Source organism: Mesorhizobium sp. M0018, from assembly GCF_040323955.1.
Classification (GTDB): domain Bacteria; phylum Pseudomonadota; class Alphaproteobacteria; order Rhizobiales; family Rhizobiaceae; genus Mesorhizobium.
The window spans coordinates 301,205-319,191 of sequence record NZ_JAMYVL010000004.1 but is presented as its reverse complement, the minus strand read 5'-3'; the positions used below and the strand labels follow the sequence as shown (position 1 = coordinate 319,191).

Sequence of the window (17,987 nt, the reverse complement as noted above, 5' to 3'; positions counted from 1 at the left end):
CCTCGACGATCAGCCCGACCCCCGGCTGCTCAGCCGGGCCGTTGCGTGCCCTCGACCAGCGCGTCATGGATCTCCTTGTCCGACATGCCGGTGATGACACGTTCGACTTCGGCGACGCTGGTCTTCTTCGGGTCAATATCGTCGGCGACCACCTTACCGCGGCGCATGACGACGATGCGGTCGACCACCTGGAAGACATGATGGATGTTGTGGGCGATGAAGATGCAGGAATGGCCGGAATCGCGGGCGCTGCGCACGAAGCTCAGCACGCCTTGCGTTTCGGCGACGCCGAGATTGTTGGTCGGCTCGTCGAGGATGATGAGGTCGCTGTCGAAATGCATGGCGCGCGCAATCGCCACCGCCTGCCGCTCGCCACCGGAGAGCGAGCCGATCGGCGTCGTCGGCGGGATGTTCTTCGAGATGCCGACCTGCTTGAGCAGGTCGCGGGCAACCACGTTCATTGCCTCCTGGTCCATCCGATTGAGGAAGCGCGGCGGCTTGATCGGCTCGCGCCCGAGAAACAGGTTGCGGGCGATCGACAGCTGCGTCACCAGCGCCGAGTCCTGGTAGATCGTCTCGATGCCATGCGCGATGGCGTCGCTGGTAGTGCGCAAATTCACCTTCTTGCCGCGGATGAAGATATCGCCGCTGGTCAGCGGGACCGCGCCCGACAGCACTTTGATCAGCGTCGACTTGCCGGCGCCGTTGTCGCCGAGCAGGCCGACGATCTCCCTTTCGTTGACATGGAAATTGGCATCAACCAGCGCCTGCACGCGGCCATAGGACTTGCGGATATTTTCCATGCGGACAAGCGGTTCGGCCATGGTTCAAGTCCCTGCCTGATGCCGGCGTTCCAGCCATGAATGGAGCGCCATCATGCCGAGGATGATGGCGCCGATGAAAATATTATAGGCAAGGCCCGGCACACCGATCAGCACGATGCCGTTGCGCATCACGCGCAGGATCAGGATACCGAGCACCGTGCCGATGATTGTGCCGCGCCCGCCTGTCAGCGCCGTGCCGCCGATCACCACCATGGCGATGACTTCGAGCTCGTAGCCGGTGCCGCTGTTGGGGTTGGCCGCCGAGGTGCGCAGCGAGGAGATGACCCCGGCAAGCGAGGCCAGGATCGACGACAGGATGAACAGGCCGATCTTGACACCGCTGACATTGACGCCGCGCGCCCTTGCAGCACTCGGGTTGCCGCCGGCTGCCTGGATCCAGTTGCCTGTCCGGCTCTGCGTCAGCACGTAACCGAGCGCGATTGCGGCGGCGATGAACCAGAACAGCGACATGTAGATACGGAACGGCCCGATGAAGAAATCGCCGACCAGCGCTTCCGCCAGCCAGCTGCCCTCGGCGCTCCAGGTCCGCTGCGGAAACCCGTTGGTGACGAACAAAGCGGTGCCGCGCACCACCAGCAGCATGCCCAGCGTCACCAGGAAGGACGGGATCTTGAGCTGCGTCACGAACCAGCCATTGACCAGTCCAATGAACGCAGCGACCACCAGCGCAATGACGAAAGCAGCTTCCAGCGAGGCGACGCCGCTGTTGAACAACGTCCACATCAGGACCGGCGAGAAGCCGAACACCGAGCCGACCGAGAGATCGAATTCGCCTGATGTCATCAACAGCGTCATCGCCAGCGCGATCAGCCCGAGCTCGACCGTGAAGGCCAGCGTGTTCGAGATGTTTTGCGGCGACAGGAAGTCGTGGTTGATGCCCCAGAACACGGCGATCTCGATGACGAGCAGCACGAACGGCCCGAACTCGGGCCGCGCGATCGAGCGTTGGATAAGAGAACGATTTTCCACCTTGGACCCGCGATAGGATTGGATTTGGCCGCGACCGCAACCGGCTTCGGCGGAATGATGAGACAGTCACGGCCGCCGAAGCGGCCGTGACCAACTCGATCGCGGATTTATTTGCCGGACAGGATCTTGTCGTAGACTGCCGCGGTGTCCTTCTCGTAGAGCGCGCCGGTGATCACGTCGAAGCCGGGCGGAATACCGCTCGCCGCCATGTTGGCGAGCGAGAGCGCGACGTAGCTGGTCGCCTGCGGATCCTGCCACTGCGCGGCATTGACGTAGCCGTTCAGCACTTCCTGGGTGGTGTCGAGCGAGTTGCCCCAGCCGACGACCGGGATTTCGCCCGGCTTGACGCCGACCTGGTCGAACACCCGCTTGATCGAACCGGTGACAAGGTCGCCGAGGCCGATAACCGCCTTGACCTTGGCCCTGTTGGCAGTGAGGTAATCGACCATGCGGTTGATCACTTCGGCCTGGTCGAGCGTCGCTTCGGTGATTTCGTAGGTGATGCCGAGCGGCTCGAACACGCTCTTGATGCCTTCCTCTTCCTGGACGCCATAGGTGGCGCCGGGAATCTCGACCGGCATCCAGACGAAGTCGCCCTTCTTCACAAGGCCCTTGTCGACCAGATACTGCGCCCAATGTTTGCCGAAGGTGACGTTGTCGCCGCCGACATAGGCGTTGAAGTCCGCCTTCGGGTCGGGCGTGTTGAAGTTGATGATCGGGATGTTCGCCGCCCGCGCTTCCTTGGCGATCTCGACAAGGCTGCCCGGATCAGGGCTGGTCGTGGTGATGCCGTCGGCCTTGGCGGAAATCGCGGCGCGAACAGCCTCCTGCTGCGACGCCACGTCGCCATTGTGGAACGACGTATTGACGGTGTTGCCGGTGTCCGCCGCCCATTGCTTGGCGCCGGCAAGGAAGTAGGTCCAGACCGGATCGGCCGGGCCGCCATGCGAAATCCAGTAGAACGTCTTGGCCTGTGCCGCGGCCGGAATGGCCAGCGCCACCACCAAGCCAAGTACAAGCAGTCTTAGCCTCGTCAGCATTTGATTTCCTCCCATTTGAACCGAACTCCTCCTCCGACGACGATCGCGGCCAAAAACCGTGCGCGGCCAAAGCCGTGATCGCATTTACCAGCGTCGACCTGGGCGCATTAGAGCATTCCCTTTTTTGATCGATGGCAAGCCTCGATTGCCAATGGACGTTGGCGCAAGGCACCGCGCCATCAGCAATCCCATCAGATTGCATCAGTTTGGCTGGTATTTTCCAGGCGGCCGACGATCGGCCTTGCGACCGTCATGCAATCCCGCGCGGCGGCGCGCCGAGCACGTGTTGCTCTAGGTCGATAAGCGTCCCGGTCATCAGCCCGGAGGCGTCGCTGAGCAGGAACAGCGTTAGCTGGGCGACTTCGTCCATGGTCAGCAATCGACCAAGCGGCAGGCCGGCGGCGGCAATCTTTGCCCAGTTTTCGCCCTTGCCCAGCGTGCGCGCCTGCATCTCTTGTTCGGCCGGCGTCGCTACCCAGCCCATGTTGATGCCGTTGACGCGGATGCGATCGGAAAGATGCGCGTTGGCAATGTTTCTGGTCAGCGTCGAAAGCGCGCCCTTGGTTGCGGAATAGATGGCAAGGTCCGGCGCACCGCAATGCGCATTCACCGACAGTATGTTGACGATGGCCCCCGCCGCCCGCCGTGTCTTCATGTCGGCTACGGCCGCCTGCATGAGGAAGAACGGCGCGCGCGCATTGACGGAAAATAACCTGTCCCAGTCGTCGATTGTGCCAGTTTCCAGCGAGGCCCGGTCGGTGAGGGCCGCGGCGTTCACCAGACAATCGATGCGGCCGAGTCTTTTGATCGCTTCCGCCATGACAGCTGCAGGCGCGGCCGGATCTGCAAGATCGGCCTGGATGAAGACGACGGGCCGGCTTGGTCGTGAAAGCTCTTCGGCGATGCGTCTGCCACGCTCGGCATTGCGGCCGACAATGGCGATCCCTTCGCCGCCGTCGGCTGAGGCCAGCCGGGCGATGGTCTCGCCAAGCCCTTGCGTTCCGCCGGTAACGACAAGGGTCTTGCCCTCAAGAGCGACGATCAATGGACTCTCCCGAATGCCGACGAGCAGGTAATTTCCAATCAGAGAATTCTAGAAACTATCGGATGTTAGGCTGCGGGACTAGATGAGGTCGGCCCTGGCGAGGTCGCGCATCAGGTGGCTGGCGCCGTAGGTCCAGTGCGGACAGTCGGGCGACAGCCGCACGCGGTTGACCAAGGCGCCGAATTTCTCCGACGAGATGGTGACGATGTCGCCGACCTTGTGGGTAAAGCCCTTGCCTGTTTCGCCCCGATCCTTCGACGGCACGAACATGGTGCCGAGATAAAGTGCCAGCCCGTCGGGGTATTGATGATGCGGCCCCATGGCGGCGGCGACCAACTCTTCCGGCGAGCGGCTGATCTCGGCCATCGAACTGGCGCCCTCCAGCGAGAACCCATCCTCGCCCTCGACCTTCAGGCGTACGATCGCCTGCTTCACGTCGCCAATGGAAAACGTCTCATCGAACAGCCGGATAAAGGGGCCAAGTGCTGCCGAAGCGTTGTTGTCCTTGGCTTTGCCGAGCAGCAGCGCCGAGCGCCCCTCGACGTCGCGCAGATTGACGTCGTTGCCGATCGTCGCCCCGACAATCCTGCCGCTGCTGGCGGCAATCATGGCGATCTCCGGCTCCGGATTGTTCCATGTCGAAACCGGATGCAGGCCGACATCGGCGCCGAAGCCGACCGAGGCCATCGGCTGGCACTTGGTGAAGATCTCGGCATCGGGGCCGATGCCGACTTCCAGATATTGCGACCAGGCGCCGCGCGCAATCAGCTTGGCCTTGATCTCCATCGCTTCCGGCGAGCCGGGCTTGAGCTTCGACAGATCGTGGCCGATCAGCCCGGCGATGTCGGCGCGAATGGCGTCGGCCTTTTCCGCCGAACCGCGCGCCTGCTCCTCGATCACCCGTTCGAGCAGGCTGACGACAAAGGTGACGCCAGACGCTTTGATCGCCTGCAGGTCGACGGGGGACAGCAGGTACGGTTTCCCCGGATCGCGCGCTGTCTCGAAACTGCTGGCGGCAATGGCATCGAGCGGGCCGATCGGCCGCCCCTTGGCCGAGCGGACGTGCCCCGCCGGATCCGGCAATGCGCAAACGTCGCGCACGGTCGGCGCCACATTTGACGTGATATCGAAGACCGTGCCGTCACGCACCGTGACCACCAGCGGATGGGAAGCATCGCTCGCCCTGGCGCGGCCCACGAAGAGGCCTTCGGCGGGCAAATGTGTGGCGTTCGTCATGGCTTACATTTCCTGTTGTCTTGTCCTTCGGCCGCGGCACTTTCAACAAATTCCCGCCAAAGGTCTATCCCGCCTGCAGGACGAGCTTTGTCAATTCTTTCAAGCGGTCTTCGCATCGCCGGACCTTGATTGAGCCTGACGTGCGCCAACGGCGACGGAAAACGCTCTTTCAAAATAATGAAACCGTCGCTAGGGTTTTCACCTACTGAAATCTCCAGGTGACGCTTGCCCGTACGGTTTTCCGATCCAATCTGGCAGAAGCCGCGGACAGCCACCGCGTTCCAGTCGCTTTTTCCCGCCGGCCAATGCGTCGATGTCGTTATCGTCGGCGGCGGTATCATGGGGCTGTCGACAGCCTTGCACGCTGCCCGGCTCGGCCTTGCCGTCCAGGTGCTGGAGGCCGGCGAAATTGGCAATGGCGCATCCGGCCTGAACGGCGGTCAGGTCATTCCCGGCCTGAAATACGATCCGGACTGGCTGCTGGAGCATTTTGGTCTCGAACGCGGCGAAGCGCTCGTCAACTTTGCCGCCTCGACCGCTGACACCGTCTTCGAATTGATCCGCGACGAAAGACTGGCGGTGCCGTTCGTCCGCAATGGCTGGATCCAGGCCGCGCATACCGAGACCGCGCTGAAAGCGGCGGCAAGCCGGGATCGGCAGTGGCGGGCGCGCGGCGCCGATGTCCGGCTGCTGAGCGCGACGGAGATCGCGACGATGACCGGCGCGCAAGGCTATCTCGGCGGCTGGCTCGATCGCCGCGCCGGTGTCATCGATCCGCTCGCCTACACGTCGGAACTGGCGCGCGTCGCTGTAGCGGCGGGCGTGAAAATCGCCGAACGCCAGAACGTGATGCAGATCAGCCAGAATGCCGGCATTTGGCACGTTTCTACGGAAAGCGGCGCCGAACTCAAGGCCAAGGCGATTGTCCTGGCGACCAACGCCTATACCGGCGGCCTGCTTCCCGGCCTCGCCGAGACGATCGTCCCGCTGCATTCCTTCCAGATCGCGACAGCACCGCTATCGTCCAATCTCGCGGCGGCTATCCTGCCGGACGGGCAGGCAGTGTCGGATTCGCGCCGCATCCTCGTCTATTACCGCAAGAGTGCCGATGGCCGGCTGGTGCTCGGCGGACGCGGCCGCATGGCCTTGCCGAACGGCCCGGCCGACTGGGCGCATCTGGAGCGCGCGCTGCTGCGGCTTTATCCGGCGCTGTCAGACATTGCCATTGAAAAGCGGTGGTTCGGCCGAGTGGCAATGACGCCGGACCATCTTCCGCATATCCACGAGCCAGAGAAGGGTCTGCTGGCGGTGGTTGGCTGCCAGGGCCGCGGCATCGGCCTGATGACCGCGCTTGGCGAGCGCATCGCCTCCTATTTGTCGAGCGGCGACACCAGGCAATTGCCGTTCCCGGTCTCGCCGATCCGACCGATCCCGTTTCACGCCTTTCGGCAGGTCGGCGTCGCCGCGACCATCGCCTGGTACCGGATGCTGGACGCGTTCGAACGCTGACGTTCATGCCCAAGCATGAAACAGCTTGACAATTTCATAAATATGAAAAAAGCTTAATCGATTTCAAATTTCGATGGACAGCCGATGTCGACCATCGTCGTAACGCAGTCGTTGCCGGAAACCCGGTCTTCGCCGGCCTTCCGCTTCGCCATGCTGCTGCCCGGCGGGCTGGTCACCTTCTTGCTGATCCTTTTCGCCCTTGGCCTGGTGTTCTTTCTCGCCTTTCGCGGCAATGACGGCTCGCTGCTGGGGGCTGGTTTCACCCTTGCGAATTTCGTCACTGTGGCCACCGATCCGCTGTACTGGACGGTGACGCTGCGCTCGCTGGGTATCGCCGGCCTGGTGACGCTGGCAACCGTCGTCACCGCCTATCCCGTTGCCTACTATCTGGCTTTCCATGCCGGGCGGCGGCGCGGGCTGCTGTTGTTCCTGCTGACCCTGCCGTTCTGGACCAGCTATCTCCTGCGCGTCTTCGCCTGGAAGATCGTGCTTGCCTATAATGGCGTGCTGAACTCGGCGCTGATCGAAAGCGGCATCTGGTCGGAGCCGACATTGGCCTTCCTTAATACGCCGGCAGCGGTCGTCGTCACGCTCGCCCACGCTTATGCGCCGTTCGCCATCCTGCCCATCTATGTGGCGCTGGACACCATCCCGAAGTCGTTGCTCGAGGCCGCTTCCGATCTCGGCGCAAAACCATTCACCAGCTTCCGCCGCATCGTGCTGCCCAATTCGATGCCGGGCGTGCTGGCGGCCGCTCTCGTCGTCTTCGTGCCGACCGTCGGCGATTATGTGACGCCGGCGCTGGTCGGCGGCCCTGCCAGTACAATGATCGGCACACTGATCCAGGCCGAGTTCGGCAAGGCCAATGACTGGCCGTTCGGCGCCGCACTCGCCGTCGCCGTCATGCTGGTCATTCTCGCCGTGGTGCTGGTGGTGCGCTTCGCCGACCGGCGATACGGCAGCCGCACATGAACACGGCGCGTATCGATGCAAGGCAGGGCGGCGGCTGGCTGGGTGTCTATGTCCTTGCCTATCTGGTGTTCCTGTATCTGCCGATATTGCTGATCCCGCTGTTTTCCTTCAACAATTCGATCCAGGCGGCATTTCCGCTGCAAGGCTTCACACTTGAGTGGTACGGCACACTTTACGGCAATTCGGCGCTGTCCGGTGCGCTTGCCACCAGCCTCGTCATCGGCGCCATTGCCGCCAGCGGCGCAACACTCTGCGGCATCACCGTGTCCTATATGGACCTCTACGGTCGCTCGCCGCTGGCCGCCACGATCAGTGCCATTGCGCGGCTGCCGATCCTGATCCCCGGCGTCATCGTCGGCATCTCGCTGTTGATCCTGGTCAATCTCGCCGGTTTCGGGCCGTCGCGCATTGCCATTGTGCTCGGCCACGTATTGGTGGCGCTGCCGACGACGGTGGTGGTCATGCGCAGCCGCTTCGCCGCCATCCCGAAGACCATCCGCGAGGCAGCGCTCGACCTCGGCGCCTCGGACTGGACGACCTTCAGACGGGTGATGCTGCCGCTCAGCCTGCCCGCCATTATTTCGGCGTTCATGCTGGCCTTCCTGACCTCGTTCGACGAGTTTATCGTCGCCTTCTTCCTTGCCGGCACCGAGCCGACGCTGCCGCTTTATATCTGGAGCCAGCTGCGCTTCCCGAAATCGCTGCCGACCGTCATGGCGCTCGGCACGGCGATCCTGGCCGTGTCGTTCGTCATCGCCGCACTCGCCGAAATCCTGCGCCATCGCGGGCTTGCCGCCACCCGGCGGCCAGCGCCCGCCAGCCTGTCAAAACCAGAAGAAACCGAAAGAGGAGAACTGCAATGGCATTCGACTTGAAATCGATAACGGCAAAGACAGCGAAAACCGGACTGGCTGCCTTCGCGCTGGCGCTTGCATCGACTGCCGCCTTTGCCGGCGACAAGCTGCAATATTTCACCTGGTCGGGCTATGAACTGCCCGACTTCAACAAGAGCTTCCTCGCCGCGCACCCCGATGGTGTCGAAGCCTCGATGTTCGGCGACGACGATGACGCCTTCACCAAGGTCAAGGCCGGCTTCCGCCCCGATGTCGCGCACCCTTGCTATGACAAGGTGGCGCGCTGGAACAAGGAAGGCCTGCTGCAGCCGATCGACACCAAGCGCATCAAAAACTGGGATTCGATCTTCCCGGTCTTCAAGAACCTGCCCGACCTGCAGGCCGGCGACGGCAAGGTCTGGATGGTGCCGTGGGACTGGGGCAATACCTCGATCCTCTACCGCACCGATCTGGTGAAGAACCCGGAAGCCAGTTGGAACCTGCTGTGGGACAAACAATATGCCGGGCGCATGGCGACCATCGATGCCGTCCACGACACACCGGTGGTGGCGGCCCTTCTGGCCGGCGTCAATCCATTCGACATGACACCGGAACAGATGGACAAGGTGGCGGAAAAACTGCGCGAGCAGCGCCCGCTGCTCTCGAACTACACCACCGACATGACCTCGGTCGAACAGGCACTGGCGAGCGGCCAGCTGGTCGCGGCCATGACCTGGAACGCTTCGGCCACCTCGCTGAAGAAGCAGGGCGTGCCTGTAGAGTTCATGAAGCCGAAGGAAGGCATGCTGACCTGGGCTTGCGGCTTCGTCATGCTCAAGGACGCCAAGAACGTCGATCTTGCTTATGACTTCATCAACAGCCGGCTGGAAACGGATTCCGGAAAGTATCTGATCCAGGCTTACGGCTATGGCAGCTCGACCAGCTCGGCTTTCGCCGCCGTGCCAAAGGAGGAGTTGGAGAAACTGCAGCTGCCTTCCGATCCCGAGGTGATGCTGAAGACCACGATCTTCACCGGGCCGATGAAGCAGAATGACGAACTCGCCAAGATGTTCGAGAAGGTCAAGGCAGGCGGCTGAGCCTGGTTCTTCCTTCTCCCCTTGCGGGAGGAGGTGTCGCCGAAGGCGACGGATGAGGGGTGTTCCAGATGGCACCGACAGCACTCCGGCCAACACCCTCATCCGTCTCGGCGCTTCGCGCCGATCCACCTTCTCCCACAAGGGGAGAAGGGAAAACCTAACCAAACAAGGACCAACGAATGGACATGCTGGACGAAGCGGCTGAGAAGCCGAAGGACGACGCCGACGTCAGGGTCGGCCGGCGCGTGCGAGCGCTCAGGCTGGAGCGCAATCTCTCGCTGGCCGAACTTGCCGCCAAGGCAGGTGTCTCGATAGGTGCGCTAAGCCAGATCGAGCGCGGCATGTCGTCATTGCGGGTCCGCGTGATCTGGCCGCTTGCCGCCGCCCTCGATATAGAGCCGTCAGCGCTGATCGCTGACGGCAAGGATGTCGGCAACGATCTCTATTGTGTGCGCGCCAACAGCCGGCGTCAGATCCCGGTCAAATCGGAAGGCATCGCCAAGGCGCTGCTGTCGCCGCCGGCCGCCACGCTGACCGGCATGCTGGTGACCGTTGACGCCGGTGGCGGCACCGCCGAAGCTTACGCCCATGCCGGCCATGAATTCGGCTTCGTCCTGTCGGGCGAGGTCGAGCTGGTGGTCGATTCGACCAGATACGGGCTGAAGGCCGGCGACAGCTTCGCCTTCAGGAGCACGTTGCTACATGCCTTCCGCAATCCGGGCAGCGAGCGCTGCCAGATCCTGTGGGTCAACACCACCAAGCCGTCCGAGGTTCGCGATGGCGCCTGATCCTCTCGTCCGGCTGGACAAGGTCTCCAAGATTTTCCCCGGCGGCATCGTCGGGCTCGACGCCGTCGATCTTGACATTGCCCGCGGCGAGTTCCTGACCTTGCTCGGACCGTCCGGCTGCGGCAAGACCACCAGCCTGCGTGTCATCGCCGGCTTCGAGAGCCCGTCGAACGGCAAGGTCCTGCTCGAAGGCCGCGACATCACGGCGCTCAGGCCCTTCGCCCGTCCTGTCAATACCGTGTTCCAGGACTACGCGCTGTTCCCACACATGAACGTTGCCGAAAATGTCGGCTTCGGCCTGTCGCTGCGCAAGCTCTCCGGTGCCGAACAGGCAAAGCGCGTCGGCGCAGCGCTCGACATGGTCGGCCTTGCCGAGAAGCCCGGCGCCCGCGTGTCCGAATTGTCGGGTGGCCAGCGCCAGCGCGTCGCACTTGCCCGCGCCATCGTCTGCGAGCCGCGTGTGCTGCTGCTCGACGAGCCGCTGTCGGCGCTCGATGCGCATCTGCGCGAGCAGATGCAGGTCGAACTGAAGCGGCTGCAGTCGCGGCTTGGCACCACTTTCGTCATGGTCACGCACGACCAGACCGAGGCGCTGTCGATCTCAGACCGCATCGTCGTCATGAACAAGGGCCGCATAGAGCAGATTGCGCCGCCGGCGACCCTTTACGACCGGCCCGCCACCAAATTCGTCGCCAGCTTCATCGGCACGATGAACCTTCTGCAGTCGCGCTTTGTCGGCCGCGATGGCGAGCGCTTGCGGTTCGCCGCCGGCGCCCTGCCGCTGGAAGCGGTTTCGGAGACGGGCGAACTGCCTGGCGAGGGCACGGTGCGCACCATCGGCGTGCGTCCGGAGGATCTTTTGGCGACGACCGAGGCCACGGCCGGCACTGTACCGGTGCGGGTGAACAGCATCGTCTTTCACGGCCGCACCTTGCGCCTTCATGCAGAGTTGGGGCAGGGGACACAGGTGGTGATCGACGCGCCGCGCCGGACAGAGGGTTTTCAATTCAGCGTCGGCGACGTGGCGCATATCAGCCTGCGCCGTGGCGCCAACTGCCCTATGCTGCCTAGCTAGTCTCACTCATTTCCAGAAAACCGGAGCACGACCCATGAGCAATCATCTCAATTTTTTCATCGGCGGCAAATGGGTCGGCCCCGTGGTTCCGGCAACGCTGGATGTGATCGATCCGTCCACTGAAGAGGCCTACACCAAAATCTCGGTCGGCTCGAAAGCCGATGTCGACAAGGCCGTGGCTGCAGCCAAGGCGGCATTCCCGGCCTTTTCGCAAACGACCAAGGCCGAGCGCCTGAAGCTGCTGAAGCGTATCCTCGACGTCTACAATGAGCGCTACGAGGACATCGCCCAGGCGGTCAGCCAGGAAATGGGCGCGCCGATCAGGTGGGCGCGCGAGGCGCAGGCCTGGGCGGGCAGGGCGCACATGGAAGCTACCATCAAGGCGCTGGAGGATTACGAATTCAGCGAAAAGCGCGGCACCACCATGGTGGTCAAGGAGCCGATCGGCGTCTGCGCGCTGATTACACCGTGGAACTGGCCGCTCAACCAGATAGTCTGCAAGGTGGCGCCGGCCATCGCCGCCGGCTGCACCGTCGTTTTAAAGCCTTCCGAAATCGCGCCGATCAGCGGCATCATCTTTTCCGAGGTGATGTACGCCGCCGGCACGCCGAAGGGCGTCTACAATATGGTGAATGGCACTGGTCCGGATGTCGGCCAGGTCATGGCTGGCCATCCCGACGTCGACATGGTCTCGTTCACCGGGTCGACCCGGGCCGGCATCATCGTCGCCAAGACGGCGGCCGAGACGGTAAAGCGCGTGGCGCAGGAGCTCGGCGGCAAATCGGCCAACATCGTGCTGCCCGACGCTGACTTCGAGACGGCGGTGCGCAAGGGTGTCAACGCCTGCTTCGGCAATAGCGGCCAGTCTTGCGATGCGCCGACCCGCATGCTGGTACCGGCCGCCCGTCACGACGAGGCGCTGACGATCGCCAGGAAGGCCGCCGAACGGCACAAGGTCGGCGACCCGCGCTCGGAGGAGACCAAGCTCGGGCCGGTGGTCAGCAACGTCCAGTTCGACAAGATCCAGCGGTTGATCGAGGCAGGTATCGCCGAGGGTGCGACGCTGGTCACCGGCGGCCCCGGCCGGCCGGAACACCTCAACCGTGGCTATTATGTGCGACCGACCGTTTTCGGCCACGTCAGGCCTGGCATGACCATCGAGAAGGAGGAGATTTTCGGGCCGGTCCTGTCGGTCATCTCCTACGATGACGATGATGATGCGGTGAAGATCGCCAACGACACCGTCTATGGCCTGGCTGCCTATGTGCAGTCCGGGGATATCGACCACGCCCGCAAGATCGCCAGCCGCCTGCGTGCCGGGCAGGTGTCGATCAACTATCCGGAATGGGATACGTTTGCGCCCTTCGGCGGCCACAAGCAGTCCGGCAACGGCCGCGAATACGCCGACTGGGCGATCCACGATTTCCTCGAGATCAAGGGCATCATCGGCTACGGCGCCTGAGCGTTCAACATTGGCATTACGCCAACGTCAAGTTTGTTGCGAGCGTTGGTGCCTCGGCAGCGGCGCTCGGTTGAACGGCCACGACGGCTTCGTGGCCGCAATGTGAGTGCGAAGCAGGGTCGCCTCAGATCGTCTTGAGATAGCCGGCCAACTAATCCGCCACCGTGCCCCAGCCGTCGTGGAAGCCCATCTCCTCGTGACAAGCGTGAAAATCGCCGACGGCCGGCGAGGCCGCTGGAAAAGTCAGAGGCGCGGTTTTAGGGTGCCGCTAGATTCGACCGGTCCGAGGATCCGTTTTGACGATCACCATGTACGGCATTACCAATTGCGATACGGTCAAGAAGGCGCGTTCCTGGCTGGCGAGCCATGATGTTGCCTATCGCTTTCACGACTACAGGGCAGACGGGCTTGAAGCGGATCGGCTGAACGGCTGGTCAGGCAAGGTCGGCTGGGAAATCCTGCTCAATAAGGCGAGCACAACGTTCCGTGAACTGTCGGACGAGGACAGACTGGGCTTGGACGAGAACAAGGCCAAGGCGCTTATGCTGGCCAAACCGACGATGATCAAGCGTCCGGTGCTGGAACTTGGCGACAGGGTTCTCGTTGGCTTCAAGCCTGATGTTTATCAGCAGGCGGTGAGTGGGAAATAGGACCGACCCGCCATGATCCGTCGCGTCCCCCTCTGTCCTGCCGGACATCTCCCCCAACAAGGGTGGAGATTGGCAGCTTCGGCGCTCCGCTCACCACTGCAACCTTGGATATTGGCGATAGCCGGCGACATGCCGCCTGCCTGCATATTGATCGTATCAAACGCTTGTGGTTTTCCCACGCAAATAGCTCGCCAGCGCCACCGCGTTATTGTGCTTCTTGTCATGCGCGCCGTAGAGCAGCGTCACCCGGCCTTTGTCGAGCAGAGCGCACAGCTGGCCGACCGCCTCGCCGTTCCGGTCGAGCTCATCGCGGTATCGCCGCTGGAACTCCGCCCAGCGCGCCGGCTCATGGCCGAACCATTTGCGCAACCCATTGCTTGGCGCGATGTCCTTTAGCCATAGCGTCAGCGCCGCTTCCTCTTTGCGGACGCCGCGAGGCCATATGCGGTCGACGAGCACCCGCTGCCCGTCATCGGGCGCCGGCGGCTCATAGATGCGCTTTACCGCGAGCTCCATTGCCAATTCCGCATGGGCCAGCAGGCGCCGCTGCTTGCTGCCCTTCGTTTAGAGATCCCGGGCCTAAACCCACTCGCCCTTGCGCATCACCGGCACGCGGCTGCCGTCCTTATGGACGCCGTCTATGTCGATCTTGTCCGAGCCGATCATCCAGTCGATGTGGATGAAACTCTTGTTGCCGCCGCGCGCCGCGATCTCGTCCTGGCCGAGCGAGGCGCCGTCGACGAAGCACTTCGAATAGCACTGGCCGAGCGCGATGTGGCAGGCGGCGTTCTCGTCGAACAGCGTGTTGAAAAACAGCAGCCCGCTCTTGGCGATCGGCGAGGAATGCGGCACCAGCGCCACCTCGCCGAGACGGCGCGAGCCTTCGTCGGTGTCGAGCACCTTCTGCAGCACATCCTCGCCCTTCGTGGCCTTGGCCTCGACAATGCGGCCCGCCTCGAAACGCACCGCAATGCCGTCGATCAGGGTACCCTGATAGGACAGCGGCTTGGTGCTGGTGACATGGCCTTCGACTCGCCTTGCATGCGGCGTGGTGAAAACCTCTTCGGTCGGGATGTTGGGGTTGCAGGTGATGCCGTTCTTGGCGGTCGAGGCGCCGCCCATCCACTCGTGGCCGTCGGCCAGCCCGACGGTCAGGTCGGTGCCGGGGCCGGTGAAATGCAGCGCGTGGAAATTGTGGCCGTTCAGCCATTCGGTGCGGCTCTTCAACGCCGCATTGTGCGCCGTCCAATTGCCGATCGGGTCTTCGACATCCACCCGCGAGGCGGCAAAGATAGCGTCGGCGAGCTTGGCCACGGCGACGTCGTCGGCGTCGTCCGGGAATACCTGCTTGGCCCAGGCCTGATCGGGATAGGCGACGATGTTCCAGTTGATGTCGAAGCCGGTGATCTTCTCCAGCGCCGGCTTGTAGGCCATCGAATTCGCCTTGTTGGCACGCGCCACCTTTGCCGGGTCCTGCGCCGAAAGCAGCGACGGATCCTCGCCGCGCACGGCGAGCCTCGCCGCATTGTTGGCGAAGGCTTTTGCCATGCCTTCGTAGAGCCAGCCGGCGGCGCGGTCGAAACCGGCGTCGGCGCCGTAGCGGAAGCGCGCGAGAGTGATCTCATCGTCGTTGAAGATCGGCGTCACCAGGCCCGCGCCTGCCTTGTAGGCGTGCTCGATGATCCGCCGCGTCAGAGGCAGCGCGGCGATAGACGAGGTCAGCACCAGATCCTGCCCCGGCTGCAATTGCAGCCCGACCTTGACGGCGACCTCCGCCAGCCTGTCGAGCTTCACCGGGTCGATGCTTGCGGAAACGCCGCGCGAATGTGTGGTCATGATCCTGCCTGCCGTGATTGGGGACTGTTTCTTACATAGACCGGCGCTGCCGACCTTTCCACTCTGATGACGCCGGCAGGTCTAGCTGACGCTCTCGAGCGACCTGAACTGCGCCATCGTCGCCTCGATCTCTTCGCGGATCCAGGTCTTGAAATCCCTGACTTTGCGGCTTTCGCCCTTGGTGGCCGAAGTTACCAGCCAATAGCCGAGGCCGCTCTGGGCGCGTATGCCGAACGGCGCGACGAGACGTCCGTCGGCCAGTGCGTCGGCGGCCAGCAACTGCCAGCCGAGCATGACGCCGTGACCGGCAATCGCCGATTCCAGGCACAGCATCGGATCGGTGAAGCGCGCGCCCTTCATGAAGGTGACCGGCTCCACTCCGGCCGCTTCGAACCAGCTCTCCCAACTGATCATCGACCTTTCGTCCGTGATCGCACAGGTCAAAGCAAGGTCCTCGATCGATTTCAGCTTGCTGGCGATCACCGGTGCACAGACCGGAAACACCTCCTGCGCCAGCAGCAATTCGGCGCGCCCGCCCGGCCATTTGCCGTCGCCGAGCCGGATGGCGACGTCGATGTCCGAACGATCGAGATCGGCAAGCCGCACCGAGGCATCGATGCGCAGGAGCACGTTCGGATGGCGGGCGAAATGCCGCGACAGCCGCGGCAGCAGCCATTTCGAGGCGAAAGCCGGCGCCACCGAAACCACGAGCGTGCACTCCGAGCTTTCGTCGGCAAGCGCCACCGCCTGTGCGAGTTCGCGGAAGCCTGCGCTGAGCCGCGCGCTAAAGACGGTGCCGAATTCGGTCGCCACCAGGCCAGCTGGCGTTCGTTCGAACAGCGCCCGGCCGAGCTGCTTTTCTGTCCGGTTGATCTGCTGGCTGACGGCGCTGACCGAGACGTTGAGCTCGCCGGCCGCCGCCGCAAGCGAGCCCAGGCGGGCAACGGTTTCCACGGCGCGCAAGCCGTTGAGATGGACGCGGTTCAGAGTAGCCATACAGTTTTTCTAAACTGGAGCGGCGGAAATCTCAATTGCCAGACGCTAACGAACGGCGGATTCTAAGTGGGTTACGCAGAGTGAGGAGGCAAATCCGATCAAGATTTTATCATGGCTCGGCGCCTTTTCCCCGATCGGAACGCAGCCGCACTGGCATGACAGCCAGGCCACCAGCTGGGTGACCGATCCGCTGTCGCATCCGGTGCTCGACACCATGTCGGAGCGCGAACTCGCCGACATGCCATTCAGGCTGACCGCGCGTCGTACCCGCTTCGAGACGGCCCCGCCAAGGACCTGCTGCGGCTGAACAAGGACTTGCTGGCACTTCAGGTGAGCCGGCCGCCGACGCGGCTGCGAACACTTCTGGCCCAATAAAAGACGGATTGTCTCACCGGCAGGCGCACCTATGGTGCACGGCGATGAACATCGCTTCGCCTTTGCGCCTGGCAATCGCCGGCATGATTGCCCTGGCCGTCGCCATGGGCATCGGCCGCTTCGTCTATACGCCGATCCTGCCCGGCATGATGGAAGAGCTCGGCCTGTCGCCGGCCGATGCCGGCTGGATCGCATCGGCCAATTATCTCGGCTATCTCGTCGGCGCGCTTGCCGCCACCGGCGGCTGGGCGCAAGGCCGCGAGCGTCAGCTGATGCTGGCCGGCCTTGCCGCCACCGCGATCCTCGCCGGCTTGATGGGCCTGACCGGCACGATGCCCGGCTTTCTCCTCATCCGCTTTCTTGCCGGCCTCGCCAGTGCCTTCGTGCTGGTTTTCATGACCAGCATCGTTTTCGGCCACCTCGCCGCGGCCGGTCGAAACGACCTGCAGGCGCTGTATTTCGGCGGTGTCGGCCTCGGCATCGCGGCCTCCTCGGCGCTGTTGGCGCTCCTCGTCACCGAACATGCCGGCTGGGCGGCGGGCTGGCTGTGGTCGGCGGTGATTTCGGCCTGCGGCTTTGCCGCCGTCGCCTTGCTGGCCGGCGGCACCTCGGCCGCGAACAGCACCACCGGGAGCGAGCCGGCACTGCCGAAAGACCGGTCGCTGGTGAAGATCATCGTCGCATACGGCCTGTTCGGCTTCGGCTATATTGTCACGGCAACGTTCCTGGTCGCCATCGTCCGCCAGGGCGGCGGCGGCCGCGTCTTCGAGGCTGTGGTCTGGATGGTCACCGGCCTTGCCGGTTTCCCATCGGTCTGGCTGTGGCAGAAGCTTACGGCCAGGATCGGGCTCTATGCCACCTACGCGCTGGGGTGCCTGATCGAGGTGGTCGGCGTCAGCGCCAGCGTCGCCATGGGCGGGCGCACCGGGCCGCTACTCGGCGGCCTTCTTGTCGGCGGCACCTTCATCGCCATCACCGCGCTTGGCCTGCAGGCCGGCAGGCAGCTTGCTCCGCAAGCACCACGCCGGATGCTGGCGGTGATGACGGCCGCCTTCGGCCTCGGCCAGATCATCGGCCCGATCGTCGCCGGTCTGCTTGCGCAGGCCTCGGGCAACTTTTTCCTTGCCTCGATCGTGGCTGCCGCCGTCCTGCTCGCTTCCGGCGCGATCGCCTGGTCGGCTGCGCCAAAATCGCCATGATTATGGTCTTGCTCGGTTGCGGGCATCGGGCACGGGCATTTTCTTTCCCACTAATGTGTG

The 17,987-nt window shown here is 63.5% G+C and carries 18 protein-coding genes; 10 read left to right on the top strand and 8 right to left on the bottom strand.

Features of this window, described 5'->3' with window-relative positions:
* Positions 1-29 precede the first annotated feature (29 nt).
* From NKJ81_RS08185 to NKJ81_RS08165, 5 genes are all read right to left on the bottom strand, one after another.
* A complete protein-coding gene (locus NKJ81_RS08185) occupies positions 30-824 on the bottom strand; it encodes an ATP-binding cassette domain-containing protein (protein ID WP_352473390.1) in 795 nt (264 codons plus the stop codon).
* Positions 825-827: 3 nt separating this feature from the next.
* A complete protein-coding gene (locus NKJ81_RS08180) occupies positions 828-1,814 on the bottom strand; it encodes an ABC transporter permease (RefSeq protein WP_352473389.1) in 987 nt (328 codons plus the stop codon).
* A gap of 107 nt (positions 1,815-1,921) precedes the next feature.
* Positions 1,922-2,854, bottom strand: a complete 933-nt coding sequence (locus tag NKJ81_RS08175; protein ID WP_352473388.1) for a substrate-binding domain-containing protein — start codon at positions 2,852-2,854, stop codon at positions 1,922-1,924.
* A 250-nt stretch (positions 2,855-3,104) separates the two neighbouring features.
* Positions 3,105-3,899, bottom strand: coding sequence for an SDR family oxidoreductase (locus NKJ81_RS08170; protein ID WP_352473387.1), 795 nt, complete (start codon positions 3,897-3,899; stop codon positions 3,105-3,107).
* A 78-nt stretch (positions 3,900-3,977) separates the two neighbouring features.
* Positions 3,978-5,135, bottom strand: a complete 1,158-nt coding sequence (locus tag NKJ81_RS08165; protein ID WP_352540139.1) for a fumarylacetoacetate hydrolase family protein — start codon at positions 5,133-5,135, stop codon at positions 3,978-3,980.
* Between the two features lie 225 nt (positions 5,136-5,360).
* Between NKJ81_RS08165 and NKJ81_RS08160 the strand changes: the two genes are divergently transcribed.
* The 8 genes from NKJ81_RS08160 to NKJ81_RS08125 all read left to right on the top strand — a co-directional run bounded on the left by NKJ81_RS08160 (position 5,361) and on the right by NKJ81_RS08125 (position 13,521).
* The gene (locus tag NKJ81_RS08160; RefSeq protein WP_352540138.1) at positions 5,361-6,644 is read left to right on the top strand and encodes an NAD(P)/FAD-dependent oxidoreductase; all 1,284 of its coding nucleotides are present in this window, start codon (positions 5,361-5,363) and stop codon (positions 6,642-6,644) included.
* Between the two features lie 84 nt (positions 6,645-6,728).
* Positions 6,729-7,616, top strand: coding sequence for an ABC transporter permease (locus NKJ81_RS08155; protein ID WP_352473383.1), 888 nt, complete (start codon positions 6,729-6,731; stop codon positions 7,614-7,616).
* Positions 7,613-8,491, top strand: coding sequence for an ABC transporter permease (locus tag NKJ81_RS08150; protein ID WP_352473382.1), 879 nt, complete (start codon positions 7,613-7,615; stop codon positions 8,489-8,491). Before NKJ81_RS08155 ends, NKJ81_RS08150 begins: the two co-directional genes overlap by 4 nt.
* The gene (locus NKJ81_RS08145) at positions 8,476-9,546 is read left to right on the top strand and encodes an ABC transporter substrate-binding protein (protein WP_352540137.1); all 1,071 of its coding nucleotides are present in this window, start codon (positions 8,476-8,478) and stop codon (positions 9,544-9,546) included. The genes NKJ81_RS08150 and NKJ81_RS08145 overlap by 16 nt, the downstream gene beginning before the upstream one ends.
* Before the next feature lie 179 nt (positions 9,547-9,725).
* A complete protein-coding gene (locus NKJ81_RS08140; RefSeq protein WP_352540136.1) occupies positions 9,726-10,334 on the top strand; it encodes a cupin domain-containing protein in 609 nt (202 codons plus the stop codon).
* Positions 10,324-11,409 carry an ABC transporter ATP-binding protein gene (locus NKJ81_RS08135; protein WP_352540135.1) on the top strand — a complete coding sequence of 362 codons (1,086 nt, stop codon included), beginning with the start codon at positions 10,324-10,326 and terminating at the stop codon, positions 11,407-11,409. Before NKJ81_RS08140 ends, NKJ81_RS08135 begins: the two co-directional genes overlap by 11 nt.
* Before the next feature lie 34 nt (positions 11,410-11,443).
* Positions 11,444-12,871, top strand: coding sequence for an aldehyde dehydrogenase family protein (locus NKJ81_RS08130; protein WP_352540134.1), 1,428 nt, complete (start codon positions 11,444-11,446; stop codon positions 12,869-12,871).
* Between the two features lie 296 nt (positions 12,872-13,167).
* On the top strand, positions 13,168-13,521 hold the full coding sequence (locus NKJ81_RS08125; RefSeq protein WP_352502008.1) for an ArsC family reductase: 354 nt from the start codon (positions 13,168-13,170) through the stop codon (positions 13,519-13,521).
* A 156-nt stretch (positions 13,522-13,677) separates the two neighbouring features.
* On the opposite strand, the gene NKJ81_RS08120 is transcribed toward NKJ81_RS08125, so the two are convergent.
* The 3 genes from NKJ81_RS08120 to NKJ81_RS08110 form a co-directional block, all read right to left on the bottom strand.
* Positions 13,678-14,043 (bottom strand): DUF488 domain-containing protein, encoded by a 366-nt coding sequence (locus NKJ81_RS08120; protein ID WP_352540133.1) that lies wholly within the window; start codon positions 14,041-14,043, stop codon positions 13,678-13,680.
* 57 nt (positions 14,044-14,100) lie between these two features.
* Complete coding sequence (locus tag NKJ81_RS08115) at positions 14,101-15,357, bottom strand: aminopeptidase (RefSeq protein ID WP_352540132.1); 1,257 nt, start codon at positions 15,355-15,357, stop codon at positions 14,101-14,103.
* A gap of 81 nt (positions 15,358-15,438) precedes the next feature.
* Positions 15,439-16,353, bottom strand: coding sequence for a LysR substrate-binding domain-containing protein (locus tag NKJ81_RS08110; protein WP_502904276.1), 915 nt, complete (start codon positions 16,351-16,353; stop codon positions 15,439-15,441).
* 178 nt (positions 16,354-16,531) lie between these two features.
* Here NKJ81_RS08110 and NKJ81_RS08105 point away from each other — a divergent pair, with 178 nt between their 5' ends.
* Together NKJ81_RS08105 and NKJ81_RS08100 are read left to right on the top strand one after the other, a co-directional pair.
* Positions 16,532-16,660: a hypothetical protein gene (locus NKJ81_RS08105; protein ID WP_352540131.1), complete on the top strand. Its 129-nt coding sequence runs from the start codon at positions 16,532-16,534 to the stop codon at positions 16,658-16,660.
* Positions 16,661-16,772: 112 nt separating this feature from the next.
* Positions 16,773-17,927, top strand: a complete 1,155-nt coding sequence (locus tag NKJ81_RS08100; protein WP_352540130.1) for a YbfB/YjiJ family MFS transporter — start codon at positions 16,773-16,775, stop codon at positions 17,925-17,927.
* The last annotated feature ends 60 nt before the right edge of the window (positions 17,928-17,987 follow it).